Below are 25,522 nucleotides of genomic sequence, written 5' to 3'. Positions count from 1 at the left end.
GACTCGGCCGACCGTAACGAATCTGGTTTTGTCTTATTTTTCCAGCTCTACAGTTGTAGTGGTCCCCATCAAACTGACCTTGTAACTGATGGTCTTTTCTTCGTATGTGAACTCTTTAGTTTCGTCACTGGACGCCAAGAGGGCAAAGTCTGTCGCCTCGGTATCCCGCTGGGACGCCCATGTGTGCGGTTCATTCCCGTCCGTTGGGGCTTCGTACGACCCAACCCAATAGATGGAGGTTGTATCTCCCCCGTCGCTGACCCATTCGATTGTGATGGTGTCCCCGGCAATAGTTGCTTGCTGATAGGACTCCTTATTGGTGGCGTTACTCTGCTTCCAATCGCCGTCAAGGTCTGGGATCTGCGGAGTTTCTGCAACCTTATTTTCGACACCGCCGGCGGCGGGTGCCTCTTCGCCTCCACACCCCGTCAGAGCTAGAGCCGCGGCAAGAACAACTGGTGCAATAATTTTCTTCATAGAGCCACTCTTACACAGGAATTACGTGCAGTCCTTTTCGGTACTAAATATTGGGCGAATGACGAGCCGCCAATATGCCACAATGAACCCGTGAATTAACCCACTGACGAAGTGCAAAGCGAAATTGAAATTGTTCTTTCCGGCGATAGCGCCTTGGCAGCCGGTTCGGAGGCGGCCGCAGCCGCCCTGTTTGAACGCCTCGAGGTAAACCCCTCGTCGGCGCAGTCCGCCGGCCAGTCAGCAAAAGACCTGTTCGCGGGCATCCTCGGCATCGATGCCATTGCCGCAGGATTCGATCCCCAGCGGGTCCACATGACCAGCGAGAGCTACCAGCGCCTGAACCAGCTGGGACTTTTTAAGCGCCTGAACCAGCTGGGACTTTTTAACGGACTCAAAGCCGGCAAAATCTCGGAAAAGCGTGCACTGAACGGCCCCCACATCCCAGCAGAGGTGCTGCCCAAGGACCAGGAGCTGGAAAAGAAGTAGCTCCGAACGGAGGTCTGCCGCCTCACATGCCGACAGCCATCCTGGTGATTTCGCGGAATCGCTCCACCAGCTGTTCCGGCGTCAGCGCCCCGTCGGGCCGGAACCATTGAGCAACTCCAGTGCACATCGTGATGACCGCCAGGCTGGCCTCGCGCGGAAAAGGAGTGGCGAAGACCCCGGACTTCGCGCCCTGTTCAACCACGGCATACATGAGAGCCTGCTGGCGATCACGGGCAGCAATGTGCTGTGCCCGGGCTGAGGTGTCGAGACTCCGAATCTCGCTGAACGCGATAAACGCCAGTCCCGTCCGCCGGGCGTGGAAGAGCACCAGACATTCCACCAGGAAATCAAACTGATCCGAGAGGGACGGCCCGGCTTCAGCCAGCGCCTGCTCGCTGCGGGTCCAGAGATCCGCCATTGCGTGCGAAGTGATTGCCACCAGAAGCGAATGTTTGGACGGATAGTGGTGATAGAGACCGGGAACGGACAACCCGCAGCGGGCCGCGACCCGGCGAATAGTCGTGCCGTGATAACCGTGTTCCATAAAGCACTGCAGGGCACAGGTAAGTATCGGGGACAGATCATTCTGCGCGTAGGTCCGCCACCCGGTCCCACTCCCGGAAGTGGGCAAAGCCGGATCTCCGCTTCGCACTGTGTGTGACATTTTGTCCTCCCGAACTACCCGCATTGAGTCTTGACACCCCGTGAGTCCCACTTCACACTAAGGCTACCGAGCGATCGATCGGTAGCCACCCGTCCCAGAGCCCCAAGCTCGACAAGGAAGTGAGCACCCAGTGGATGCCAGTGTGACTCCTCCATCGACCAGCTTTTACCCTTCCGGCTTACCCTCTCCCTTCACCGTTCAGACCACGTCATTGGTGGAGGCTTGGCGGCTCCGGGTTCAGGCGAATCCCCAGGGAACCGCAATCGCTTATTTTGACGGCGCCCTGTCCGCTGCCCAGCTGGACGAAGCGTCCGATGCGTTCGCCGCAGCTCTGGAAAGCCGCGGCGTGGGGCCCGGTGACCGGATTGGCATCCAGCTGCAGAATATCCCGCAATATGCCATTTCCTTCCTTGCCCTGTGGAAGCTGGCCGCAACGGCGGTGCTTCTTAACCCCATGTACAGGGGCAGGGAACTGCGTCATCTCGTTGATGATTCCCGGGTCCGGGGAATCATTGCCGAAGACACCCTGTACTCCGCAACTGCCGACACCGTTGCCGGCAGTTCAGTGGAATGGATCGTGACGACGTCGGGGCTTGAATACCAGAACCGCAATGATCCCCGGGTCTTTTCGAACACCACGCCGGTCGTGCCCTCTCCGGACGGGGACATGGCGGACCTGATCTCCGAGTTTGCCGGGCGCTCCCCCGGCGACGCTGCACTCATGTCCGACGATGTGGCGCTGCTGACCTATACCTCGGGGACCACGGGTCCGCCCAAAGGCGCGATGAACACGCACCGCAACGTCCTCAACGTTGCCATGACTTCGGCTGCGTGGATGGGACTGCAACCCGGCGACAGCGTACTGGCCGTCGCTCCGCTGTTCCACATCACCGGCGCCGTGCTCGGCGCCATAGCGCCCCTCCTCCACGACACCACGCTGGTCTTCATCAACCGCACCCATCCCGCCGTCGTCGTGGACGCCGTAGCCGAACACCACATCACCTGCACCACGGGATCAATTACCGTCTTCAACGCCATTTATCAGGACCCCGGTGCAACCCCGGAGCATTTCACCTCAATCCGCACCCTGTATTCCGGCGGCGCACCCATTCCGCCAGCCACGGTGGAGGGTTTCCAGAAGCGGTTCGGGAAATACATCCACAACATTTACGGCATGACGGAAACGACGTCGGGCGTCATAGCTGTGCCGCCGGGCGTCAAGGCTCCCGTCGACCCGCTGAGCGGAAGCCTGTCCATCGGCCTCCCGCTGCCCAACGTCACCGTGCGGATCATCGACGCCGACGGTAATCCGCTGCCCGTGGGCGAACAGGGAGAACTGGAGCTGGCGGGACCGCAGATTGTTCCCGGCTATTGGAACAATGCCGAAGCGACCGAGCGGACCATGCCAGGCGGCCGGCTTCGCACGGGGGACGTAGCCATCGTTGATGAGAACGGCTGGGTCTACATCGTGGACCGGCTCAAAGACCAGATCAATGTGTCCGGCTTCAAGGTCTGGCCCCGCGAGGTTGAGGACGTGCTCTACGAACATCCCGCGGTCTTTGAAGCCGCCGTTGTCGGCCAGCCCGACCCGTACCGCGGAGAAACAGTGGTCGCGTACGTCTCGGTGAAGGCCGGACACACTCTTACCGAGGAGGAAGTCATCGAGTTCACCAAGCAGCGCCTCGCCGCCTACAAGTACCCCCGAATCGTCCACCTCATCGAGGATCTGCCCAAGACGCAGACCGGCAAGATTCGCCGCAAGGCGCTGCGCGAGCCAGGAACCCGATGAGCATCCAAACACGGATGACGCCGGACGGCGTGGAAGTAGTGACGACGACGGCGGAAGCCCGTGCACTGCCCAGCCCTCCACTGCTCATCCTGGATTCGGTAACAGCATTCTTCGACGAACAGGGCTTCGGCACCGGCCCGCTGGCCTGGGAACGGATCGGAGACGGACAGTCCAACATCACGTACCGGATTCAACGCAGCGACCAGACGTATGTACTGCGCCGCGGGCCCCGGCCACCCCTACCGCCCTCCACCCATGACATGGTCCGGGAAGCCCGAATCCAGCAGCTGCTGCACGCGGAGGGAGTGCTCGTGCCCCGGGTCCTCGCTGTCTGCACCGATGAATCCGTGCTGGGGGTGCCCTTCTACGTCATGTCCTTCGTAGAGGGGGTGGTAATCACCGATACCGTCCCGCCACCCCTTGAATCACGCGGCCAGCGGGAAGCCACCAGCCGCGCCGTCGTCGATGCCCTCGCCCAGCTGCACAGGGTGGATGTGACCAAGCCGGATCTCTCAGGCCTGGGCCGCCCGGAAGGATACCTTGAGCGCCAGGTGAAGCGCTTTTCCGGCCTCTGGGAAACCAATACCACCCGCCACCTTCCGGAGGTCCATGACCTCGCGGATTGGCTGGAGAAAAACCGGCCTGACTCGCAGGGCATGTCAGTCGTCCACGGCGACTACCGCATGGGCAACCTTTTGTTCTCCGGCTCCGCCCCTGCCTCGGTAGTGGGGATCCTCGACTGGGAGATGGCAACGCTGGGTGATCCCCTGGCGGATCTGGGGTATCTGACCGCCACCTATTCGGACCCGGCGAGCGCACCAACCGTCATGGAGCTCACTCCGGTCACCCGTGAACCCGGTTACTGGAACAGAACACAGCTGGTGGACCGCTACGCGGAACGGACCGGCTTCGAGATGGGCCCTCTTCCCTGGTACCAAATGCTGGCCCTGTGGAAGTCTGCGATCTTCTGCGAAGCAATCTATACCCGCTGGCTCCAGGGCGAGCGTCCCGGCGATGAGCTCTTCGGACCCTCGCTGGAAGCCGGAGTCCCTCACCTGCTGCAGCAGGCAAGGCGGCACATGCACGACCTGTAATTCCGTCCACAGTTTTATCCGTAATTTCCGGCAGTCCCGTAAGCCCGTAAGTCCCGTCACAGTCTGAACGGCAAAGGAGCCCCAGCATGTCAGCACAATATTCCTCAATTCCAGCATCGGGTGCGGCCATTGCCCCGGCGGGCAGGTCCAAAAAGCGTTCGCTGGCGGCAAGTACCGTCGGCAACATTCTGGAGTGGTATGAGTGGAGTGCCTACGCTGTCTTCGCTCCATTCATTGCTGCGGCAATGTTCAACCCGGACGACCCGGTATCAGCGCTTCTATCCACCTTGGCTGTCTTCGCCGTCGGCTTCCTTATGCGTCCTCTCGGCGGCATCGTGTTTGGGCGGATCGCAGACAAGAAGGGAAGAAAGTTCGTCCTCATCACCACCATGCTGATGATGGCCGGCGGCTCCCTTGTCATCGGGCTCATGCCCACCTACGCCACTGTGGGCGTGTGGGCCTCCATTATCCTTCTGCTGGCCCGTGTCAGCCAGGGCTTCGCACACGGTGGTGAATCCGCCACCGCCAATACCTACGTGGCTGAGATTGCCCCTGCGCATCGCCGGGGCATGTGGGGCAGCATTGTTTTTGTCGCGATTTTCGCCGGATCGGTGCTTGCCTACACCGTAGGCGGAACGGTGACGGCCGTGCTCGAGGAAAGTGAAGTTGCTGCTTGGGGCTGGCGGATTCCTTTCCTGTTGGGTGCCTTCCTTGCTCTGGCCGCCCTGTACCTGCGGAAGGGGATGGACGAGAGCGACGTTTTCCACGATGAAGACAAGGCTGCCGCCGACAGTCGGCCGACGCCGCTGGCCCGTAAGCAGGTAGTCCGGGCCATCCTGCTGATGATCGCTATGACTTCCGGTATCACCGCCGCCCACTACACCTGGACCTCCTACGCGTCCACCTACGCCATCACGCAGCAGGGGATGTCCGCTTCCTCCGCATACTGGTCCTCCGTCATCGCACAGTTGATAGCCCTTGTCTCCCTGCCCTTCTGGGGGAGGCTTTCGGACAAGGTGGGGCGCCGCCCGATGATGATCGGTTTCGCCGCAGTGATGATCTTGGTTCAATTGCCTCTGATGAGCCTGATTTCCTCTGAGCCTTGGACCCTGCTGGTCGCTTCCTCCCTTGCCTTGCTGGTTGTCGCTGTTCCGGGAGCGTTGCTCGCCGCCACACTGTCGGAGAACTTTCCAACAAAAGTGCGGACTCAGAGCATCGGCTTTGCCTACTCCATTTCGGTGGCAGTGTTTGGTGGTACTGCCCCGTACCTGAATGCGCTGTTGATTGAGTGGGGTGTGGGCTGGCTGTCGAGCGTGTACATCATGTTCTTGTGCTTGTGCACTGCGGTGGCAGTGTGGCTCATGCCGGAAACCAAGGGAATCGATCTCAAGGACGCCTGAAGATTCGGTGGCATCCGGCATAACCTGCTGCACCCCTACCCACACTCCCGCAGAAGAAACAACAGCAGTTCCGCCGACCCGACCAAAATCCTTCCACAACGGTTGATCATTACCAACCAGCCCCTTAGCCTCCCTCCTACACTCGCGCCGCCGCATCACCACCACTGGGTGCGGCACAGACACGGCTGATGGTGCCCGGTGCGACGACGGCCGGGCACCCTCAGCTGCAACACCGCATGTTTCCGATGCGCTGTATACGAGCAGCACCCTGCCGTGGCCGGAGTTGGCCGCGGCCCGTATGAGGGATTCCTCCATGCAGACAAGGCACAAATCCGCCACAGCCCTTCTTGCCTCGCTCGCCCTGCTGGGACTGGCCATATCGCCGGCCACCGGCTACCGCGGCGATGCACCGCCCGGCAGCAAACTGCCGGACCTTCCCGCCCCTGCCGAGTACTTCGGCTTCGAGATGGGCGACGAGGGTCGGCTCGCCTCCTTCGCGGACATCAGCGACTACTTCGAGACGATCGCCGCGCAGTCCCCGGAAGTGGACTACGAAGTGGTGGACCGCACCACCGACAACAACGAATATCCAATCCTCCGGATGAGCAGTGAGGAGAACCTGAACCGGTTGGATGAAATCCTCGCCACCAACGAGCGGCTGGCCGATCCCGAGGCGATGGTTGCCGAGGCGGCCGCGGCCGGGATGGAGGAAGAGGACTACGCCCGGAAGGTCGCGGCAGGAACCGTCCCGGTCTACTACATTGAGGCCTCCATCCACGCAACGGAAGTGGGAAACACGCAGGCGCTGGTCGACGTCGTCCACCGCCTCGCCACCGAAGATTCCGACGCCATGAACAAGATTCTGGACTACATGGTGGTGCTGATCGTCCCCTCCGCCAACCCGGACGGGCAGCAGATGGTGGTGGACTACTTCAACGAAACCGCGGGCACGGAGTACAACCGCGTGTATCCGGATCTCTACCACTCCTACGTGGGGCACGATAACAACCGCGACTGGTTCATGTTCACACAGAAGGAATCCCGGACCCGGGTGATGCTGGAACAGAAATACCGTCCGGTGGTTCAGCACTACATGCACCAGGCCGGGACCAACAGTCCGCGGATCTGGACCCCGCCCTATGACGAGCCGCTCTCCACGGCTGTGGATCCCATCGCCATCTCCTCCTCGAACGCGCTGGGCCAGTTCACCCAGCGTGACCTCGTGGCCGAAGGCCTGAAGGGCGTGAAGTCCGACGACGCGTACGGCATCCTCTGGAACGCCGACGTCGCCGGCTACGGCACCTTCCTGGGCACCTCCACCTTCCTGACCGAGATTGCCTCCGTCCGCGACCTGGCCTACCCCTACACCGGAGACGGCGTGCTGGAACCGGTCGACAAAACGATGCGCTCCCCCCTGCCCTACGATTCCGATACCTGGACGCTGAAGCAGATTGTCCAGTACGCCACGTCAGCGGCTTTCTCAGGCATGAACACAGTGGCGTCGGATCCCCAGTCGTGGCTGCTGAACAACCTCTACCGGGTGAACATGAACAGTGTTGACTGGGAGGGCGGCCCGTACGCCTATGTAGTGCCCAGCGGCCAGCGCGACCCCTACGCCGTGTATGACATGATGCGGATCTTCGACTTCGGCGAGGTGGAAATCGAGCAGGCCACGGCAGCCTTCACTGCTGAAGGCCGTGAATTCGCCGCCGGTTCTTACATCCTGCGCACCCAGCAGCCGCTGGGCCGCTGGGTGGATCAGCTGCTGCGCATCGACGAGTATCCGGACAGCGCCCGCAAGTGCGCCGACTGCCCGCTGATCATGCCGTACAGCGAAACCACCGACAACATCGCCCTGTTCATGGGCGTGGATGTTGCCGCGGTTCAGGAGCCGTTCGAGACTGCTACCCGGCAGGTGCGCGAAATCCGGCAGGATCGGGTTCAGATGCCCCGGCCGCCGGGAAACAACGGCGCCTACATTCTCAGCGCCGAGTCCTACGGTCTGGGCCGGATCATTGACGATCTGCAGGATGCCGGGGTGGATACCTACCGCGCTGCCGGTCCGATCACCGTGAACGGGCAGGAGTTTGCTCCCGGTGCGCTGATGGTTCCCGCCGGCGAACGCGGTGCCCGCGGCGCCCTAACCCGTGCCATCCGCGAAACCAGCCTGCCGGTCTACGCCACGGCGCAGATGCCGGAAACCGGGGCGATCAAACTCGCGGACAACACCCGAATCGGCCTGGTCCGCGGGGCCAACAACATGCCCGGCGGCTGGCTGATGTGGATGATGGACCAGTTCGGCACGAACTATGAGGTGGTCGAAGCCGCGGACTACGCCAACCTGTCCGAGAAGTTCGACTCCATTGTGCTCGCACCGGGAATCTCCACGGACCGGCTGACCACCGGGCTGGACACCACCAAGTATCCGGAGGAGTTCGCCTGGGCGGCCGGTGTGCCGGATGCACCGCAGAAGCTCGCGGAGTTCGCCGAGCAGGGCGGCAGCGTCCTTGCCCTGGGGTCCTCGTCTCTCACCGCGGCCTCTGCAATGAGTCTGCCGGTGGAGAACATCACCCCGGCGGACCGCGCCGCCTTCAATGTTCCCGGCGCCCTGCTGGCCCAGGACTATGACACGGCCCAACCCGCAACCTGGGGCATGCCGGCGTCTTGGCCCACCTGGTTCAACAACGACGCCGCCTTCCGCCTGACCGGGGAAGGAACCTCGGTTTCGCAGTACCCCGCCGAGGGCAACCCGCTGGTCAGCGGATACGCCCTGGGTGCCGAAGCGCTCAACGGAGCAACGAACATTGCCTCGTTCGACGTCGGTGAAGGGGACGTGACGATTGCCGGCGGGCACATCACATTCCGCACTTGGCCCCGGGCTTCCTGGACCGTGGTTACCAACGCGATCTACAACGGCGCGGGCACCGAACTGACGGCTGAGGAAATGGCAGGCCTGTTCGCCAAGGCTGGCCGCTAGAAGCAGAGGATTCCCGGGCCGGGGCCATTAGCCCTCGGCCCGGGAATCTGCCGTCGCTGCCTGTCGCCTTACACGTTTTCGTGACCAGAGGCAGCGAGCTGCAGTGACCTACCTGCCCAAGCGCCAAGAGTAGCTGGCCGCGTCCCAGTTCACTGTCGCAGAAAAGATGTATCCCGATTCAGTTCCGTCATCACTCTTTTCGTTGACTGCAATGCACTCGAAGGTCCCCGTGATGGCCGTCAAATCATCAATGGATCCTCCGCCCAGAGGGGTACATTCGGTACGCATGATCGGACCGTCAAGACTTCCTTCATCTACGCGTTTTACAGCGTCCTTCTGCACGGCTTCCTGCAGCCCCTCGACAATGAGAGCTCGAAGCGCCCGCTGGCCGTTCTCACTTTCGGCCTTAGCCTCCGCTTGGCGTTCCTGTTCCTTTTCAGCAGCAGCTGCCGCTGCCCGGGCAGCCCGATCGGCTGCTTCTTCAGCCTCAACCTGCTGAGAATGCTGCACCCCCAAGGTGATCCCAGTGACCGCACCCAGAGCAAGCAGAACCGCCAAGGTGATGATGATGGCCTTCTTGCTGAATTTCAACTTCCGGCCCCGAGCATAGGAGGCGCCGCAGTGAGGACAGTATTCCCCGAGACCTTCGTTCGCAACGCTGCATTTAGGGCATATTTTTGTCCATGACGTGTCGCCCACTGCTTCATTTGCAGGCTCATCCTGCTGGCCCGCAGGAACGGATTCACCCGAATGAATGGCGTCAGAGTGAGGCTCGTTCGGGGAGCCGGAGCCCTCCGTGTAAGCATCCCCGTTATTCTGTTCTGGCTTGATCGCCATTTTGTCTCCCTGATTCTATTGATGCTCTAGAACAAGGGGAATCTTCGGATCCCAAACGGTTCCGACGCACGGCAGGCGTCAAGGAAAACTCAGGTGTCGCTGTGGTGTCCCCAAAATCCTATTGAGGTACTGCCTCAACGGCGGTTAAAGTATATGACGCTTTAATCCTCAACAAAACAAGGTCCACCTCGCCGTGTATCTCCCCGCCGGGATTTGCCAATCCCCATCCTGCTGCCCGCATTCCGGCGTGGAAACTATCCTCTAAACCCGGTGGACTCGCGCCGGACAATCCGGAACCCCGCTTTCACCGTCCGGGGCGCCAATGGCTCCCCCTTCTCCCCGATCCGCTCCACCAAAAGCTGCACCGCGGTTTCGGCGATCTCATCCCGGCCGGGATCCACCGTGGTCAGCGAGGGCAGCGAGAAGCGGCCTTCGTCGATGTTGTCGAAGCCGATCACGGCCACGTCCTCGGGCACGCGCAGACCCTCCACCGCCAGCTGGCGCAGGGCACCCAGCGCCAGGGAATCGTTCAGCGCAAAGACTGCGTCAAAGCCGACGCCCCGGCGGCACAGGCCGCGGATGGCCTCGGCTCCGGTGTCCCGCCCCCAGCTGCCGCCGCGGGCCACCAGATCCGGGTCGAAGGCAATGCCCGCGGCGCCAAGGGCCTCGCGGTAGCCGCGCTCGCGCAGGCTGGCCGAGCTGGCGGCGTCCTCCGAGATCTCCGGCGCACCCACCAGGGCTATCCGTGACCGGCCAAGGCCCAGCAGGTGTTCGACGGCGGCGCGCGCCGAAGACGTGTTGTGCATGGTGACGTGGTCGGTCGGTCCGCCGAAGATCCGCTCGCCCAGCAGCACCAGGGGTTCATCCACGGTGAGGGCGCCGGCGTCGTCCTGCCCCAGCGCGGCGGGGCTGAACAGCATGCCGTCCACGAAGCGCAGCCGTCCGCCGGAGAGGGCCGCCAGTTCCAGCTTCCGCTCACCGTTGGTCTGTTCAATCAAAACCCGCAGACCCTTTGTCGCCGCGGCACGAATAATGGAATCCGCCAGTTCGGCAAAGTAATTTTCCCGAATGGAGGGAACGGCCAGCCCAATCACTCCCGTTTTACCGGACCGCAATCCGCGCGCGGACAGGTTGGGGCGGTATCCCAGCTCGTCAATAATCCGGCTCACCCGCGAGCGCGTTTCCGGCCCCACTTTGGGATTGTCATTAAGGACATTGGAGACCGTCTTGATGGAAACGCCGGCGGCACGGGCAACATCGTGAAGCGTTGGATTCATGTTTCGAAGGCGCCCTTTCCTGCCCTGCAGCCTCTGCGGCCAAAACGTCTTCAAATCCTAGCCGCACAAAAACAATGCCCAGGACTCTTGACGCCTCAACCATGCGCGGTTTAGCGTTCCGGGTACAACGTTGTACCTCACCAAGGTTGCACCACCAGCACCCAAGAAAAAAGCCTTCTCTGCAACGCCGGAACCACTCCGGCACTGGAACATTTCGACAACGGAGTCCCAATGCCCCAAGCCCGCCTCACCCTTGACCCGCACTTCACCGTGGCCCCGGTCAGCCGACGAGTCTTCGGCTCCTTTGTGGAACACCTCGGCCGCGCCGTTTATGACGGCATCTACGAACCCGGGCACCGCACCGCTAACGAGGACGGCTTCCGCCGCGACGTCATCGAGCTGGTCCGCGAACTGGGAGTCTCCACCATCCGCTATCCGGGCGGAAACTTTGTCTCCGGCTACCGCTGGGAGGACGGCGTAGGCCCCCGCGAGCAGCGGCCCAAGCGGCTGGACCTGGCCTGGCACTCCACCGAGACCAACGAAGTGGGGTTGGACGAGTTCGCCCGCTGGATCAAAGAGGTCGACGGCGAACTCATGTACGCGGTGAACCTAGGCACCCGCGGCGTGCAGGAGGCCCTGGACGTGCTCGAATACGCGAACATCCCCGCCGGCACCGCACTCTCGGACCAGCGCATCGCCAACGGCAGCCCTGAGCCGCACGCCATCCGCATGTGGTGCCTGGGCAATGAAATGGACGGCCCCTGGCAGCTCGGCCACGGCACCGCCGAAGAATACGCGCGTCTGGCCGGCAAAACCGCGCGGGCCATGCGCCAGCTGGACCCAACGCTGGAACTCGTGGTCTGCGGCAGTTCCGGTGCCGGCATGCCGACCTTCGGCGTCTGGGAGCGCACGGTCCTGGAAGAGACCTACGACGACGTCGACTTCATTTCCTGCCACGCCTACTACGAGCCGCACGACGGCGACCTGGCCAGCTTCCTGGCCTCGGCAGTCAGTATGGACCGCTTCATCGATTCCGTGGTCGCGAGCGCCGACCATGTGAAGGCCGTCCGCCGCAGCGACAAGACGATGTACCTTTCCTTCGACGAATGGAATGTCTGGTACCAAAGCGTCTACAACGACGTCGAGAAGATCACCGATGCCTCCGAGTGGCCGCAGGCGCCGCGCCTGCTGGAGAACGCCTACTCGGCGATGGACGCCGTCGTCGTCGGGAGTCTTCTGATCAGTCTGCTCCGGCACGCGGACCGGGTGACCGCGGCGAGCCTGGCCCAGCTGGTGAACGTGATCGCGCCAATCACCACCGAACCGCAGGGGCCGGCGTGGCGGCAGACCACCTTCTACCCGTTCGCGATCACCTCGCGGCTGGCCCGCGGCACGGTCCTGGATCCGAAGATCGACTCCCCCGCCATGGTTACCGACGCCTACGGCGACGTCCCCATGGTCGACGCCGTCGCCACCCACGACGACGCCGCCGGAACCGCCGCGGTGTTCCTGGTCAACCGCAGCCTCACCGACACCGTGACCGTTAGCATCGATGCCGGCCCGCTCGGCGTCGAAAGCGTCCGCAGCGCGCAGACCCTGCATGACGACGATTACTCCGCCGGCAACACCCTCCAGGACCAGGACCGGGTGGTCCCCGAACCCAACAAAAGCGCGCGCATCGAAAACGGAACGGTCACCGTGACCCTTCCCCCGGTCTCGTGGACCGCCCTCGAGCTGCAGTAAGCACCAAACCCTTCTGTTTCACCATCACTCATACAAGGGAGTACGCAGTGCGAAACACAAAGATCCGCAACACAAGAATCCAAAGAAAAACCCTGCTCGCCGCCGGCATAACAACGGCGCTGGCCATGACGCTGGTGTCCTGCGGCAGCAACGACGACGACGACGGGGGCGGCGGCACCGGGGCCGGCGCGAGCAAAACGAACTGCGCCAACGAGATCAAGGTCAATGATGTTCCCGTGGTCACCTATTGGGGCTGGTTCGAAGACACGGCGCAGACGGTCGACAAGTTCAACGAAACCCACGACGACGTACAGATCTGCTGGACCAACGCCGGGCAGGGCGCCGACGCCTACACCAAGCTCTCCACCTCCCTGCAGTCCAAGTCCGGCGCACCGGACATCGCCCAGATCGAGTACGACTGGCTGAACAGCTTCCTCATGCAGGGCGGGCTCGTGGACATGACCGAACACGGGATCAACGAATACAAGGACAACTTCACCGCCGGCGCCTGGCGCGACGTCTCCAGCGGCGACAGTGTCTACGCGGTGCCGGTCGACCTCGGACCCGTGGGGATGTGGTACCGGCAGGACATCTTCGACAAGCACGGAATTCCTGTTCCCACCACCTGGGACGAGTATGCCGCTGCGGCCAAGCAGCTCAGCGACGCCACCGGCGGAGAGACGCTGATCGGCAACTTCGCGCCGAACGGCCAGGGCCAGCACTACGCCTTCCTGGACCAGGCCGGCGCCAAGCCCTTCGACTTCGACAACAGCAATCCCACCGAGATCAGCATCAACCACAATGACGAGGCCAGCAAGAAAGTCTTTGACTACTGGATCGATCTGGTGGACCAGGACCTGGTGGGCACCGACCAGGCCTGGACACCCGAATTCAGCACCGCGCTGGGCACCGGAAAGTACGCCACAGCCATCTATCCGGTTTGGTACAACGTCCACATTCCCGCACTGGAAGGCGCCGACGCGGACGCCGTGTGGCGGGCAGCTCCGATCCCGCAGTGGGATGCTTCCAGCCCCAAGCAGGTGAACTGGGGCGGCAGCACGCTGGCCGTGACGGTCCAGGCCGACGACGCCGCCCTCGCCACCAAGGTGGCCGCGGAACTCTACGAGTCCCAGGAAACCAAGGAACTCGGCGTCGAGGTGGGCGGACTCTTCCTGGCCTACCCCGAAATGATCGAATCCGAGTACTTCCAGAACCGCCCCTATGAGTTCTACGGCGGACAGCAGCTGAACAAGGAAATCTTCGGTCAGGCCGCCCTCGACTATGAGGGCGTGACGTTCTCCCCGTTCACGCAGTTCTACTACGACGAATCCCAGCGGCTGCTCTCCGAAGCGATTGAAGGCAACATTTCAGCTTCGGACGCAGCGGACCAGCTGCAGGAGTCATTGGAAACCTACGCCGGTGAGCAGGGTTTCGAACTGAAATAACCAGCCCCGTGCGGGCAGGCACCCCCCTGCCCGCACGGAGGTCCCCCCTATGCGTCCCAAGGAAGAGACACATGTCAGCCACCTCAGAGCTAGAAACGCCGGCCCGGCCCCCGGCCGTGCTGAAACGGGGAACCAGTCTGGAGCGCAAAACCGCGCGGTTCGGATGGGTATTCCTTGCCCCCTTTGCCGTGGTGTTCCTGGTGTTCCTCGTCCTGCCGCTTGGTTACGCGTTCTGGATGAGCCTGCACACCAACACCCTCGCCGGCGGTGAACAGTTCGCCGGGCTGGCGAACTACACCAAGGCCTTCACCGACCAGCGGTTCCTGTCCGGCATGACCCGGGTGGCGGGCTTCGCGCTGGTTTTTGTGCCGCTCCAGATTGGACTGGCGCTCGTCTTCGCGCTCATCCTCGACGACGTCCGGACCCGCCTCTCGCGCTTCACCCGGCTGATGATCTTCGCGCCGTACGCCATCCCCGGCGTAATTGGCGCCCTGATGTGGGGCTTCCTCTACAGCCCTTCCTTCGGGCCGCTGGTGGGCTTCTTCGATTTCCTGAACATGCAGGCGCCGGACCTGCTCAGCCGGAGCTCCATCTTCTGGTCACTGACCAACATTGTGACCTGGCAGTGGACCGGCTATTACATGATCATCATCTATGCGTCACTGCAGTCGATTGACCCGTCCATCTATGAGGCTGCCCGGATTGACGGTGCCACCAAACTGCAGACAGCACTGCAGGTCAAGGTCCCGATCATCACCTCGTCGCTGGTGCTGACCGGGGTGTTCTCCCTGATCGGCACCCTGCAGTTCTTCACTGAACCCCAGGTGCTGGCCCCGCTGGCCGGCAACGCCATCGACGCCGCCTACACCCCCAACCTCTACGCCTACAACCTGGCGTTCTCCTACCAGCAGTTCAACTACGCGTCGGCCATTTCCTTTGCACTCGGGCTCATGGTGTTCCTTGCCTCCATCATTTTCCTGATCGCCACCCGCAAGAAGAGCGGACTCAACTGATGACTACAACACCGGCACCACTGCTCGACGACGCCGTCACAGCCTCGGGCCCGCGCGGGAAACGCCGCGCCAACAAGCCCCCGCGGGAACGCGCCGTCGGCCTGCACATCCTCCTCGCCGTCGCGTCCCTGTATTTCCTGCTGCCGCTGTGGTGGCTCGTGGTCGCGGGAAGCAAGAGCACCCAGGGACTGTTTACCGGCACCGGAGGTCCGCTCTGGTTTGACTCGAACTTCGCCCTGTTCGACAACCTCCAGCAGCTGGCCACCTACAACAACGGCATCTACCTGCGCTGGCTCGGCAACTCCTTCCTGTACGCGACGGCAGGCGGGGTGGGGGCCACGGTTCTCGCGGTGCTGGCCGGCTACGCGTTCGCCAAGTACCGCTTCCGGGGACGGTCCGTCAGCTTCATGATCCTGCTGGCGTCGGTGATGGTGCCGGCGACGGCGCTCGTCATTCCCACCTACGTGCTGTTCAACAACCTGGGGCTGACCAATACCATCTGGGCGGTGATCCTTCCCTCGCTGCTGAGCCCCTTCGGCGTGTACCTCATGCGTGTGTATGTGCAGGACGCCATCCCGGACGAACTGCTGGACGCCGCACGGGTGGACGGCTCCGGGGAAATCCGGACATTCTTCACTATCGCCCTGCCGCTGATGCGGCCAGCTGTCGTCACCGTGCTGCTGCTCTCCGTGGTGGGCGGCTGGAACAACTACTTCCTGCCGCTGGCCATGATTTCGGACCAGACGCTGCTGCCCGTCACGGTGGGCCTGAACGCCTGGCAGGTGCAGTCCAACTCCGCCACCGCCAACGGCCTGATCTGGAACCTGGTCACGAGCGGCTCGCTGGTTTCCGTCATTCCGCTGATCATCGCCTTCCTCATGCTGCAGAAGTACTGGCAGGGCGGATTGTCGCTGGGAAGCCTGAAGTAAGAAGCAGGTCCGCAATAAACCCGCAATAAAACAGGGCATCCAACCCGGTGAATCCCTCTTTCCGGCATTCATCCCCGCTAGGCTGGCCGTGAAGTAATTCACCGCCCGGTTTCGGGCGGACAACCGCTAATGCCGTCACGGCACAGTATCTTCAGGGGGAATAACGCGTGAGTGAACCGACGCAGCCAAACGACCAGTCCGGAAACAACCCCGGACCGTGGAATTCCGGCCAGCCGGGCCAGCCCGGACCGGGCCAGCAACCGGGGTCGGGTCAGCAGGGACCCTATCAGGGCGGACAGGCCTATCCCGGCGCCCAGGGAAACTACAACTATCCGGCTCCGGGCGACTCCTCGGCACAGAACGGTTACGCGTACCCGGGAAGTCCGTACGGCCAGATGACTCCCGCCGAAGATCCGCCCCGCCCCAAGCAGGTGAACCAGGCGTTCTGGCTGCTGATTGCCAGCGCCGTCGTCGGGTTGATCTCGCTGCCCTTCTCAATTTCCTACATGAACTCTCCGGAGTACCTCGAGTACATGGAGACCATCACGCGGGATCTGGGCCTGGAGGTTGATTCACAATCGCTCTCCGACGCCGTGGCAACCAACACGATTTCCTCGGTGGTGGGCGGCATCCTCGGGGCAGCCGTGAGCGTTGGGCTCGCCTTGCTGGTCCGTGCCGGGTTCAACTGGGCCCGCATCCTCCTCACGATCTTCGCTGTGCTCTCCCTCGTGGGACTGCTCGGCCTGTTTGTCACCGGGCCCGTTGTCGGCGTCCTGACGCTGGTGTCCCTGGTGGCCACCATCGCCGCCGTCGTCCTGCTGTTCATGAAGCCCTCCAGCGAGTACTTCACCCGCAAGAAGGCCTACCGGCAGGCCAAGAAGTTCGGCGGATACCAGGCATAACCGCCTCGATACTTCCGCTGTGGGGGGGGTGCCGGCTGATCTCAGCCGGCACCCCCCATGCCTTTAACGGGTCAGCCTAGGCAACGGCCCCCTTAGCGTCCTGCCCAAACGGGCCCTCGCCCGCAAACGCGTACTGCGCAAACCGCTCCCCGATCAACCGGTGCGCAGCGGTATCCGGGTGCAGTGCATCCGGCAGCGGATGATCTTCGGCATCCTCGGCGCCGTACAGGGATGTCCCGTCCAGATAATGGAGATTCTTGTCCCCGGACCGGCGTTCCGCCAGGGACTGCAACGCGTCACGGATCACGCGCAGGGTCAGCTGGCCGGCAGCCACGCCCTCCGGCGAGCCGGTGGCGATGAACTTCACTTGATCCGTGCCGAAAGATGCCGGGTCAAAGGCTCCGGGACCCGGAGTGTCCTCGTGGATGCCGCAGAATATCGGTGAAATAAGCACCAGCGGGGTGTCCGGGTGCCCGTCGCGGATGGTGTCCAGGAAGCCATGGACGGCGGGGACGAAAGCACGCAGCCGCATCGAGTCCATGTTCACCACGTTGATGCCCAGCTTCACGCTGATCAGGTCCGCCGGGGCGTCCCGCATGACCTGCGCGGTGAACGGATCCACCAGGGCGCTGCCGCCCAGACCCAGGTTGTGCAGTTCGACGCCGCCGATCCGCGCCGCCACAGCGGGCCAGATACCCGACGGCGTGGCGGCGTTGGAGCCGTGGCTGATCGAGCTGCCGTGGTGCAGCCAGACCGGCCGGTCGTAGCGGTGCGGTTCCAGCGGGGCGTCGCTGCGCAATTCCACCAGCTCCACCGTTTCGTTGTGCGGCAGCCAGATCTCCACCACCTTGGAACCGGCAGGCAGCGGGGAAAAGATGCTGGTGTGCGAGGGTCCCTCGACCTGCCGGCTGGCACCGGTAGACATAATGACCTCGGTGTACGAACCTCCGGTGAGGCTGTCGCTCTGCATCAGCTCGCCGTCGACCAGCAGATCCACAGAGCCGCGCGGCCGGTCCGCACCCAGGTAAACCACCCGGGTGGGGTGCGTGACCAGTTCCAGCCGCTCCGCCGTCGTCGAGAAAACCAGCCGGACACCGGAGGGCTGGGCCTCGGCCATGAGCAGCTGCGGGTCAGGGAACCTGGCTCGCACAGCGGCGGGCAGGCGGTGCGGCTGCAGTCCCCGGGCAGTGGTTTCGAGTTCCGCGGCTCCGTGAACGAGCGCGGGGGCGATGGCAGTGGTGATCATGAGGGTCTTTCGTCGGTATTCAGGTGCCAAGCCACCTTAGTGCATGCGGCAGGTCAGCGCCGTTCTCGCGGGAATTCGCAGTGCGGACTATGTCCCGCCCGCGGACCGCCGGTAACTGCTGGCCGTGAAGCCAAGAACCTCACGGAACGCGGCGGCCAGATGTGCCTGGTCCGCGTAGCCCAGTTCCGCCGCAATGTCCGCAATAGGGGTTGTGGGATCCAGCCGCACCCGTTCGGCCGCCTCCTGCAGCCGGTAGCGGCGGATCATGGCCAGCGGAGGAAGCCCCACATGCCGCCGCGCCAGTCTTTGCACCGTCCGGACGGAGACGCCGAGCTGTTCGGCGGCTTGAGCCACGCGGATGAGGAACTGATCCGACTGGATCAGGTCCTCCAGCCGGTTGGCCAGCAGGGCATCAGCGTTGGGGGCAGGGACCTGAGCTTCGAGCCAGTGGACTGCCGCCGCCGCCGCGGCCGTGCGGCGGGACGCGTCGTCGTCGTCCGCCATGGCAGCCGAAACCGCCGCCAGCAGATCCGGAGCAGGGAAGGGGATTTCGACGTCGCGCAGGCTTCCCGGATCCTGAACGAACACCGGCACCGCGGCCGGACGCAGCAGCAGTCCCAATGCCCAGCCGCGTCCGGACAGATCCCGGAAGGAGCGCCGGGTCGCCGGACCGGACAGCGTGACGCCGTCGGGCTGGACCACCAGGTTCAATGCCGGAAAGGGCAGCAGCTCCTGCCGCGACACCCGGCCGGGCGCCAGGTTCCATTCCGGAATCCAGAACCAGCGCACCCGGTCCGCGAGCGCTGCCGGTGCCGGGATCCGGCGGAAGGAAGGCAGCCGGGCGGGATACAGCGTCCCGCGCCATTGCTCCTCTCCCTCACCGGCCGCTGCCATGTCTCCCCTATGTCTTCCCCAGGCTGTCGCGAATCTTCAAGCCGGAGCCGGGTCCGCACTCCTACCGTCGAAGCATGACTACTACACCCAACACCAATCCCACCGCCTCAGCGCCGGGCACCTCAGGTGTCACCGGCCAGCACACCACCGGCGGCGTCCCGCACGGCGTCACCACGCTGACCCCGTTCCTCGCCGTTCCGGACGCCCGAGACGCCATCAACTTCTATCGCGATGTCTTTGGCGCCCGGCTGATCGATGCCACCGAGATGGGCGGCATCGTGGTCCACGCCGATCTGGACTTCGGCACCGGCCGGCTGCAGCTGGGCGAACCCAACCCCGACTTCGGGCTCGTCTCCGCCCCGGAGGGTGACGCCGACTGCTATTCGATGGGCCTGTACTGCGAAAACGTCGACGAGACCGTGGCCCGGGCAGAAGCAGCCGGGGCCAGCATCCGCGAACCGCTGACCACTTTCGTCTCCGGCGACCGTTTCGCCAGTATCCGTGACCCGTTCGGGGTCCGCTGGTCCGTGATGTCCCGGGTGGAGGACCTGTCCGATGAGGAAAGCGCCGCCCGGGTTGCCGAGTGGGCCGCCGGGCAGGGCATGTCGGCTTCCGGCTCCGGTGAGGACGCCCCGGAGGGCTCCGGGGGAAACTCCTAGGAGTCCTGGCCCTCGATGCTGATCATCCAGCTGGTGCCGAATTTGTCATTCAGCATGCCGAACATGTCGCCCCAGGGGGCCTTTTCCAGCGGCAGTGTCATTTGGCCGCCGTCGAGCAGCTTGTCCCAGTAGCCGCGCAGCCGCTCACCGTCGCTGCCGCTCAAGGAGATGGAATAGCTGCTTCCTTCGTCCAGGGCCATGCTGGCCGGGGTGTCCGAGGCCATCAGGACAAGCCCGTCGTCTGTCTTCAGGGACGAGTGCATGATCTTGTTGGCCTCGGCGGGGTCTTCGGCCATGTTCATGTCACCGTAGGTGCTGCTTTCCAGGGTTCCGCCGAACACGCTCTGATAGAACGCCATCGCCTCCCGGGCGTTGTCCCGGAAGCTGAGGTAGGGATTCATGAGGGTGGACATGGTGATCTCCTTCAAAACTTATGTGGAAGGGTGGAGCCAGATATGCAGACAGGATAGGCGCGGGGTGCTGCGGCCGGAAGAGCTCACGCCTTTCCGTTCAAGGTCAGGACACGCGCGGCGGCTTGTGAGACGTAAACCGGCGCCGGAGTCCCCATCGGGTTTGCGACAATAGGCAATGCGGCATGAGCCGTGCAGGAAACCAACAACCGGCTGATGTGAACCGATAACTGTCGGGGCCGCGAACGGAGCATGAGCACACATTGATCCCGTCTAGTTCGGAGCCCCGCATGGTTGACCGCACTGCTAAGAGCGCTGCCACCCGGCAGCGCATTGTCGATGAGGCGTTGCGGCTGTTCCGCGAACAAGGTTATGAACAGACGTCGATGGCGCGGATTGCGGCCGTGGCCGGCGGGAGCCGGGCGAACCTCTACCTCTACTTCAGCGGCAAGCCGCAAATCATCATGGCACGGATGCGCGAGATCGAAACCGAGGTTGCCGATTTGTACGCCGTCCTGGACCGCATGACTGAACATTCACCTGCCGCCGTGCGGATCTGGCTCGAACAGTCCCGTCAGATGTGGTTCGAATACGCGACGGAGTTTGAGGCCATTAATCAGGCCATGGCAACGGATGCGACGGTGCTCGAGGAATGGCTGGGGCTGGTTCGGAGAATCTGTTCAGCCCAGACCCGGCTGTACATCGGATGCAGGACCGAGGATGAGCGGGAAGACCGGGCCGCGCACATGGCCACACTGATGATGGGCCTGGAACGCAATTTCTACTTCCTGTATGTCCGCGGTCACCGTGAACGGGAGGACCGGGTCCTGGCCGCACTGGCCCGGCAGTGGGCTCAGTTGTACGGCGGCTGACCCGGTCCTCAGGTTCGGTTAGCGGCCGAGCACCAGGCGCGGACATCCCGCCGCGGCACGGGACACGCAGATCATCATGGTTCCGTTGGCCTCCTGCTCGGAGGTGGTCAGGATCGAGTCCCGATGATCGGCGTTCCCCGCAAGGATCGGCGTCTCACACGTGCCGCAGGTGCCGGTCTTGCAGGAAGAGATCACCGGCAGGCCGGCCTCCTGCGCCGCTTCCAGAATCGATTCCTCCGCGCCTACCGTCACTACGGTGCCGGAGTTGGCGAATTCCACCTCGAACGGGGTGTCCGGAAGAGTCCGCTCGATGGCTTTCGGTGCAAACCTCTCCAGCCGCAGTGAGTCCTTGGGCCAGTGTGCAGCGTGCTCCTCCGCGGCCCGCAGCAGGGGCTCGGGCCCGCACGCGTAAACCAGGGTGTCCTGCCGGGGCTCGGCGAGGAGCCCCGGCAGGTCGATGTGCCCGAGCTCGTCCTGAGGCACCACGGTAATCCGGTCGCCATAGACGGCCAGCTCATCGAGGAAAGCCATGGACGAGCGGGTGCGCCCGCCGTAAATCAGCTCCCAGTCGGCACCTGTTCGCTGGGCCTCCCTGATCATGGCCAGGATCGGCGTGATACCGATGCCGCCGGCAATAAAGAGATAGTTCCGGGCCGGAGCGAGTCGGAAGTTGTTGCGCGGCCAGGACACAGTGACACTCGAACCGGACAAAAGGGCGTCGTGGACGGCTGCCGATCCACCGCGGCCGGAGACCTCTTTGAGGACGCCGATCCGGTAGGTGCTCCGCTCCTGGGGGTCTGAGGACAGTGAGTACTGCCGCACGAAGGGTTCGAGTTCGCCGTTGGGGACATGGACGTCGATGTGGGCCCCTGCCTTCCACTGCGGCAGCTGACCGCCGTCCGGATGCCCCAGGGTCAGGGTAACCACACCATCGGACGCATCTTTGCGCTCAAGCACCTGCAGGTTGAGGGTGCGGACAGCCCGCTCCCGGGACCGCTCAACATCCGTCACATCCCAATGCACGTTCAGGGACCGCCGCACGGGCAGCAGCGCCATCCGCAGGAAATCCAGATCCTCAGTGTTATCAGGCCGCAGTGAGGGCAACCGCTCAAACAGGACCCTGAGACCGGTGGCGCCCTGTACCCTGGCCAGCGGATTACCCAGGCAGGTATGCCGTCCGGCGGTGAAGGCCAAGTGGTCGGTGGGGTCAGGTCGGTGGATATTGAACTCGAACGGCCGCTCCACATGGTCCGGGTCAGTGTTGGCCGATGCCAGCCCCACCCAGATCATGTCTCCCGCGGAAATCTGCACGCCGGAGAGTTCGACGTCGTGCATCGCCCGCCGGGAGGTGAACGTGGAGGAAGGACGACGGCGGACCGTCTCCTCAAAGACCCTCGGCCACAGTTCGGGTTCGTCAATGGCGTCCTGCAGGGCGCCGGGGTTTTCGGACAGGAAGATCACCGCGTTGGTCATGGCCTGGGCGGTGGTGTCAGTGCCGGCCGCTGCGAACTCCGAGACGTGGAGCGCGATCTGCGGGGTGGGCAGCACCCAGGAGCCGTCTTCCTTCCGGGCGGACGCCATCACCGAGATGATGTCATCTGCGTCCGATCCGCGTCGGGAATCGATGATGCCGCGCAGCACAAGGTTCGCCTCGACAAACCGCTTCCAGACCTCGGACCGTTTCGGCTCCAGCAGCGGCTCGTGCGCGGAGGAAAGAACAGAAAACAGATCGTCGCGGAGCTGCCGCAGCATGGCCTCGTGTTCATAGCCCAGGCCCAGCAGCGCCATGATGGTCTGGGTAGTCAGTTCGAGGGAGTATTCCTCGAGCAGGTTGGCGGTGCCCCGGTTCTCGAACCGGTCGATGATCCGGTGCGCCCGCGCCTCGATCTCGGGCTGCAGGCGGTCCATGCGCTCCTTGACGAAACCGAGCTGCGCCACGGAGCGCGCTTCGGTGTGGCCGGGCGGGTCCTGTCCCACGATCATTTTCGCCACGAGCTCCGGAGGATAGGTTTCCTGGTATTCCTCGGGAACATCCGCGGCGGAGTTCGACGCCGACGAGTAGGTCTGCCAGTCGGAGAGCACCGTCAGACAATCCTCGCGCTTCGTGACGATCCAGGCGTTTAGGTACGGGTACCAGAACACCGGGGTGGCGTCCCGGACCTCAGACAGGTGGCGGGCAGGGTCGCGGTAGTAGTCATCGCCCATGGCATCGAAGCCGTGGGCAACCGGGCAGCGGCCCGCGGGGCGGGCTTCGTGGTGCAGAGCGGTCATGGCGGGTCCTTAGCGGATCAGGGTTCGGTGACGACCGCGGAGGCGGCAATCGTGGAGAGTTTCTGGAAGCGCGCAACGTTGTCGCCCTCATCCATCACGCCGGAGGAGAGGAAGCAGAAAGAGACGTCGGAGACGGGGTCCACCCACAGCAGTGACGATCCTGCCCCATAGGATCCAAAGGCCCGAGGGGAGACGAACGGGCCAAAGAACCGGGCGTGTGTACCGGTTCCGGCCAGGGCCAAGCCCAGGCCCATGTTTCCCGGCGGCAGATCCCATTTTCGTGCCGTGGCAACCATGCCGTAGAGGTCATTGATCTGATCCCCGGTCTGGTTGGTGGTGGCGAAGTCAAGCACGGATTCACCGATAATTTGTTCCCCGGCCGCGGTGCGGCCCTTATTGCGCAGCATCTCGGTGAACGCGAAGACGTCGTCGATGGTTGATACCGCACCAACCCAGGGCATTTCGGCGTCGGGACGGTCGATGACCTCGTTGAGGCACTCGATGTCTTCAGGCTTGAGCCAGGAATCGTTGGCCTCGATGACCTTCAACGGCACGGCACGTTCCTGCGACCGGGCCGGCATGCCGAACCGGGTGTTGGCCATCCCGATGGGTGTGAAGATCTTCTCGTCCACCAGGTCGCGGAAGGATTCGGCCCCGTACGCACGGCGGGCCATCTCGCCCATCAGGGCGTGATTGATGGCCGCTGAATAGTTGAGGTTTGTGCCGGGCTCGTGCACAACGTCCACCCCTGCCAGGGCGGAGATGACGTCTGCCAGCACGGCAAAGCCCTCCGGTCCCAGCCCGGGGTTGGGGGTGGCGGGCATACCGGCACGGTGGGTCAGCAGGTGGGCTAGGTTGATGCGGTCCTTTCGTGCTGCACGGAAAGGCTCGGTGCCGAAGAACTCAGGGATCAGGTCCACGACGCGGGTGGAAAGCATCAGCTTTCCTTCGCTGAGGGCCCGGTAGACCAAGGCGTTGGTAAACCCTTTGGACATGGACAGGATGCGGTAGACGTCGTCGGGGCGGGTAGGCCGCTGGCTGGCCCGTTCGGCAAACCCGTAGCTGCCGCGCAGTGCTACTTCGCCGTGACGGGCAACGACGATGTTGGCACCGTGGTAATCGCCGCGCGCAATGTCGGCCTGAATAGTTTCGTCCAGCACTTCAAGGAAGCGCCGTTCGACGCCGGGAAGGTCGGTGATGGTGGTCTCTTGGACAGCGGTGTTCTGCACAGGGTTCTCCATTCGGGGTTTGTTGGGCCGGATCAAAGCATCAGGGCGCCGCCGGATGGCGACATGGTCTGCCCGGTGTAATGACCGGCCGCATCCGAGGCCAGGAACAGCACGGTCTGCCCGATTTCCTCCGGTTCAGCGACGCGCTTGAGCGGCTGCAGCGCCAGGAGCGCCTTGACGTGGTCCTCCCCCGAGGCAGTGAACATCGGGGTGTTGATCCCGGCGGGGGCCAGCGCATTGACCCGGATATCGAAGGGTGCGAGTTCTGCGGCAACAGCCTTGGTCAGGCCTACGACGGCGGCCTTCGAGGCCGGGTAGTACGCGGGCATCGGCAACCCGATGAGACCCGCCACTGAAGCGAAGTTGATGATGGAGCCGCGCCCGGCCTTCTTCAGGAGCGGTACAGCAGCACGGATGGTGTAGAAGGTTCCGTTGAGGTTGATCGACACAACGCGGTCAAAATCCTCATCGCTGATCTCGCCCAGGAACTCCGGATTGAACGCCTCGCCGGTCTTGAAGGACTCCACCATCTTGTTGTTGATGCCATCCACCCAGGCCTGCTTTTCCCGGTTCGGCGTGGAAACACCGGCGGCATTGACCAGGATGTCCAGCCTGCCGTGGTCAGCCTCGATCCGGGCAAAGACCTGCTCCACGTCCTTGGACTTCGAGACATCCGCTACAAATCCGTGGGCCCGGTCAAGGCTCGTGAATTCGGCGTCGAGCGCCTCCTGCCGGAGGTCGATCCCGTAAACGGTTGCACCCGCTCCGATCAAAGCTTTGGCTGCAGCCAGGCCCATGCCTGATGCTGCGCCTGTAACGAGTGCGATCCTGCCGTCCAAATTCATCGGTTCTCCGTTCAGGTCGAGGCGACTCCACCCGCGCATGGAGTGATCTGCCTCACAGTAGTG

At 63.4% G+C, this 25,522-nt stretch carries 22 protein-coding genes and 1 pseudogene; 12 read left to right on the top strand and 11 right to left on the bottom strand.

The genetic code is table 11. The features are described from left to right. Window positions 1-33: 33 nt before the first annotated feature. Window positions 34-477: a hypothetical protein gene (locus CXQ89_RS12575; protein WP_104054955.1), complete on the bottom strand. Its 444-nt coding sequence runs from the start codon at window positions 475-477 to the stop codon at window positions 34-36. Between the two features lie 111 nt (window positions 478-588). Between CXQ89_RS12575 and CXQ89_RS12570 the strand changes: the two genes are divergently transcribed. Then, window positions 589-963, top strand: coding sequence for a hypothetical protein (locus CXQ89_RS12570; protein ID WP_104161510.1), 375 nt, complete (start codon window positions 589-591; stop codon window positions 961-963). Between the two features lie 22 nt (window positions 964-985). Here the strand turns inward: CXQ89_RS12570 and CXQ89_RS18625 are convergent, their stop codons facing one another. Both CXQ89_RS18625 and CXQ89_RS19115 read right to left on the bottom strand, forming a co-directional pair. Next, the gene (locus CXQ89_RS18625; protein WP_219815625.1) at window positions 986-1,402 is read right to left on the bottom strand and encodes a hypothetical protein; all 417 of its coding nucleotides are present in this window, start codon (window positions 1,400-1,402) and stop codon (window positions 986-988) included. A 3-nt stretch (window positions 1,403-1,405) separates the two neighbouring features. Then, a pseudogene (locus CXQ89_RS19115) lies at window positions 1,406-1,627 on the bottom strand (TetR/AcrR family transcriptional regulator); the annotation flags it as partial. Window positions 1,628-1,841: 214 nt separating this feature from the next. Between CXQ89_RS19115 and CXQ89_RS12560 the strand changes: the two are divergent. The 4 genes from CXQ89_RS12560 to CXQ89_RS12545 all read left to right on the top strand — a co-directional run bounded on the left by CXQ89_RS12560 (window position 1,842) and on the right by CXQ89_RS12545 (window position 8,887). Further along, the gene (locus CXQ89_RS12560) at window positions 1,842-3,416 is read left to right on the top strand and encodes a class I adenylate-forming enzyme family protein (protein WP_258060136.1); all 1,575 of its coding nucleotides are present in this window, start codon (window positions 1,842-1,844) and stop codon (window positions 3,414-3,416) included. After that, window positions 3,413-4,510 (top strand): phosphotransferase family protein, encoded by a 1,098-nt coding sequence (locus tag CXQ89_RS12555; protein ID WP_258060087.1) that lies wholly within the window; start codon window positions 3,413-3,415, stop codon window positions 4,508-4,510. Before CXQ89_RS12560 ends, CXQ89_RS12555 begins: the two co-directional genes overlap by 4 nt. Window positions 4,511-4,596: 86 nt before the next feature. Next, on the top strand, window positions 4,597-5,910 hold the full coding sequence (locus CXQ89_RS12550) for an MFS transporter (protein ID WP_104161508.1): 1,314 nt from the start codon (window positions 4,597-4,599) through the stop codon (window positions 5,908-5,910). 313 nt (window positions 5,911-6,223) lie between these two features. Continuing rightward, the gene (locus CXQ89_RS12545) at window positions 6,224-8,887 is read left to right on the top strand and encodes a M14 family metallopeptidase (RefSeq protein ID WP_181032334.1); all 2,664 of its coding nucleotides are present in this window, start codon (window positions 6,224-6,226) and stop codon (window positions 8,885-8,887) included. A gap of 108 nt (window positions 8,888-8,995) precedes the next feature. Here the strand turns inward: CXQ89_RS12545 and CXQ89_RS12540 are convergent, their stop codons facing one another. Together CXQ89_RS12540 and CXQ89_RS12535 are read right to left on the bottom strand one after the other, a co-directional pair. Then, window positions 8,996-9,724, bottom strand: coding sequence for a hypothetical protein (locus CXQ89_RS12540; protein WP_146067247.1), 729 nt, complete (start codon window positions 9,722-9,724; stop codon window positions 8,996-8,998). A gap of 254 nt (window positions 9,725-9,978) precedes the next feature. Next, window positions 9,979-11,001, bottom strand: coding sequence for a LacI family DNA-binding transcriptional regulator (locus CXQ89_RS12535; RefSeq protein ID WP_104161505.1), 1,023 nt, complete (start codon window positions 10,999-11,001; stop codon window positions 9,979-9,981). A gap of 231 nt (window positions 11,002-11,232) precedes the next feature. On the opposite strand from CXQ89_RS12535, the gene CXQ89_RS12530 reads away from it, so the two are divergent. From CXQ89_RS12530 to CXQ89_RS12510, 5 genes are all read left to right on the top strand, one after another. Continuing rightward, window positions 11,233-12,744, top strand: a complete 1,512-nt coding sequence (locus tag CXQ89_RS12530; protein ID WP_104161504.1) for an alpha-N-arabinofuranosidase — start codon at window positions 11,233-11,235, stop codon at window positions 12,742-12,744. A gap of 47 nt (window positions 12,745-12,791) precedes the next feature. After that, window positions 12,792-14,189 (top strand): ABC transporter substrate-binding protein, encoded by a 1,398-nt coding sequence (locus tag CXQ89_RS12525; protein WP_146067246.1) that lies wholly within the window; start codon window positions 12,792-12,794, stop codon window positions 14,187-14,189. Window positions 14,190-14,260: 71 nt separating this feature from the next. After that, a complete protein-coding gene (locus CXQ89_RS12520) occupies window positions 14,261-15,202 on the top strand; it encodes a carbohydrate ABC transporter permease (RefSeq protein ID WP_104161502.1) in 942 nt (313 codons plus the stop codon). Then, window positions 15,202-16,131 carry a carbohydrate ABC transporter permease gene (locus tag CXQ89_RS12515; protein ID WP_104161501.1) on the top strand — a complete coding sequence of 310 codons (930 nt, stop codon included), beginning with the start codon at window positions 15,202-15,204 and terminating at the stop codon, window positions 16,129-16,131. The genes CXQ89_RS12520 and CXQ89_RS12515 overlap by 1 nt, the downstream gene beginning before the upstream one ends. A gap of 167 nt (window positions 16,132-16,298) precedes the next feature. Beyond that, on the top strand, window positions 16,299-17,033 hold the full coding sequence (locus CXQ89_RS12510; RefSeq protein ID WP_104161500.1) for a hypothetical protein: 735 nt from the start codon (window positions 16,299-16,301) through the stop codon (window positions 17,031-17,033). A gap of 76 nt (window positions 17,034-17,109) precedes the next feature. On the opposite strand, the gene CXQ89_RS12505 is transcribed toward CXQ89_RS12510, so the two are convergent. Beyond that, a complete protein-coding gene (locus CXQ89_RS12505) occupies window positions 17,110-18,309 on the bottom strand; it encodes a GDSL-type esterase/lipase family protein (RefSeq protein WP_308471684.1) in 1,200 nt (399 codons plus the stop codon). 57 nt (window positions 18,310-18,366) lie between these two features. After that, a complete protein-coding gene (locus CXQ89_RS12500; protein WP_104161498.1) occupies window positions 18,367-19,173 on the bottom strand; it encodes a helix-turn-helix transcriptional regulator in 807 nt (268 codons plus the stop codon). Window positions 19,174-19,247: 74 nt separating this feature from the next. On the opposite strand from CXQ89_RS12500, the gene CXQ89_RS12495 reads away from it, so the two are divergent. Further along, a complete protein-coding gene (locus CXQ89_RS12495; RefSeq protein WP_104161497.1) occupies window positions 19,248-19,832 on the top strand; it encodes a glyoxalase/bleomycin resistance/extradiol dioxygenase family protein in 585 nt (194 codons plus the stop codon). On the opposite strand, the gene CXQ89_RS12490 is transcribed toward CXQ89_RS12495, so the two are convergent. Further along, window positions 19,829-20,245, bottom strand: a complete 417-nt coding sequence (locus CXQ89_RS12490) for a VOC family protein (RefSeq protein ID WP_104161496.1) — start codon at window positions 20,243-20,245, stop codon at window positions 19,829-19,831. The genes CXQ89_RS12495 and CXQ89_RS12490 overlap by 4 nt on opposite strands. A gap of 287 nt (window positions 20,246-20,532) precedes the next feature. On the opposite strand from CXQ89_RS12490, the gene CXQ89_RS12485 reads away from it, so the two are divergent. Continuing rightward, on the top strand, window positions 20,533-21,114 hold the full coding sequence (locus tag CXQ89_RS12485; protein WP_104161495.1) for a TetR/AcrR family transcriptional regulator: 582 nt from the start codon (window positions 20,533-20,535) through the stop codon (window positions 21,112-21,114). A gap of 18 nt (window positions 21,115-21,132) precedes the next feature. On the opposite strand, the gene CXQ89_RS12480 is transcribed toward CXQ89_RS12485, so the two are convergent. Genes CXQ89_RS12480 through CXQ89_RS12470 form a run of 3 tightly spaced genes read right to left on the bottom strand, consistent with a single transcriptional unit; the run spans window position 21,133 to window position 25,459 of the window. Beyond that, on the bottom strand, window positions 21,133-23,385 hold the full coding sequence (locus CXQ89_RS12480) for a cytochrome P450 (protein WP_104161494.1): 2,253 nt from the start codon (window positions 23,383-23,385) through the stop codon (window positions 21,133-21,135). A 17-nt stretch (window positions 23,386-23,402) separates the two neighbouring features. Next, the gene (locus CXQ89_RS12475; RefSeq protein WP_104161493.1) at window positions 23,403-24,626 is read right to left on the bottom strand and encodes a serine hydrolase; all 1,224 of its coding nucleotides are present in this window, start codon (window positions 24,624-24,626) and stop codon (window positions 23,403-23,405) included. 20 nt (window positions 24,627-24,646) lie between these two features. After that, on the bottom strand, window positions 24,647-25,459 hold the full coding sequence (locus tag CXQ89_RS12470) for an SDR family NAD(P)-dependent oxidoreductase (protein WP_104161492.1): 813 nt from the start codon (window positions 25,457-25,459) through the stop codon (window positions 24,647-24,649). Window positions 25,460-25,522 lie beyond the last annotated feature (63 nt).

It is taken from the genome of Arthrobacter sp. ZGTC212 (assembly GCF_002929255.1).
Classification (GTDB): domain Bacteria; phylum Actinomycetota; class Actinomycetes; order Actinomycetales; family Micrococcaceae; genus Arthrobacter_B; species Arthrobacter_B sunyaminii.
The sequence above is the reverse complement of the archived record's forward strand: the minus strand, read 5'-3'. Positions and strand labels throughout refer to the sequence as shown.

What these genes read in the sequence shown, in the direction of transcription:
- CXQ89_RS12575 (WP_104054955.1), bottom strand. Translation starts at nt 477, where the DNA reads ATGAAGAAAATTATTGCACCAGTTGTTCTTGCCGCGGCTCTAGCTCTG.
- CXQ89_RS12555 (WP_258060087.1), top strand. Translation starts at nt 3,413, where the DNA reads ATGAGCATCCAAACACGGATGACGCCGGACGGCGTGGAAGTAGTGACG.
- CXQ89_RS12550 (WP_104161508.1), top strand. Translation starts at nt 4,597, where the DNA reads ATGTCAGCACAATATTCCTCAATTCCAGCATCGGGTGCGGCCATTGCC.
- CXQ89_RS12545 (WP_181032334.1), top strand. Translation starts at nt 6,224, where the DNA reads ATGCAGACAAGGCACAAATCCGCCACAGCCCTTCTTGCCTCGCTCGCC.
- CXQ89_RS12540 (WP_146067247.1), bottom strand. Translation starts at nt 9,724, where the DNA reads ATGGCGATCAAGCCAGAACAGAATAACGGGGATGCTTACACGGAGGGC.
- CXQ89_RS12535 (WP_104161505.1), bottom strand. Translation starts at nt 11,001, where the DNA reads ATGAATCCAACGCTTCACGATGTTGCCCGTGCCGCCGGCGTTTCCATC.
- CXQ89_RS12530 (WP_104161504.1), top strand. Translation starts at nt 11,233, where the DNA reads ATGCCCCAAGCCCGCCTCACCCTTGACCCGCACTTCACCGTGGCCCCG.
- CXQ89_RS12520 (WP_104161502.1), top strand. Translation starts at nt 14,261, where the DNA reads ATGTCAGCCACCTCAGAGCTAGAAACGCCGGCCCGGCCCCCGGCCGTG.
- CXQ89_RS12515 (WP_104161501.1), top strand. Translation starts at nt 15,202, where the DNA reads ATGACTACAACACCGGCACCACTGCTCGACGACGCCGTCACAGCCTCG.
- CXQ89_RS12500 (WP_104161498.1), bottom strand. Translation starts at nt 19,173, where the DNA reads ATGGCAGCGGCCGGTGAGGGAGAGGAGCAATGGCGCGGGACGCTGTAT.
- CXQ89_RS12495 (WP_104161497.1), top strand. Translation starts at nt 19,248, where the DNA reads ATGACTACTACACCCAACACCAATCCCACCGCCTCAGCGCCGGGCACC.
- CXQ89_RS12490 (WP_104161496.1), bottom strand. Translation starts at nt 20,245, where the DNA reads ATGTCCACCCTCATGAATCCCTACCTCAGCTTCCGGGACAACGCCCGG.
- CXQ89_RS12485 (WP_104161495.1), top strand. Translation starts at nt 20,533, where the DNA reads ATGGTTGACCGCACTGCTAAGAGCGCTGCCACCCGGCAGCGCATTGTC.
- CXQ89_RS12480 (WP_104161494.1), bottom strand. Translation starts at nt 23,385, where the DNA reads ATGACCGCTCTGCACCACGAAGCCCGCCCCGCGGGCCGCTGCCCGGTT.
- CXQ89_RS12475 (WP_104161493.1), bottom strand. Translation starts at nt 24,626, where the DNA reads ATGGAGAACCCTGTGCAGAACACCGCTGTCCAAGAGACCACCATCACC.
- CXQ89_RS12470 (WP_104161492.1), bottom strand. Translation starts at nt 25,459, where the DNA reads ATGAATTTGGACGGCAGGATCGCACTCGTTACAGGCGCAGCATCAGGC.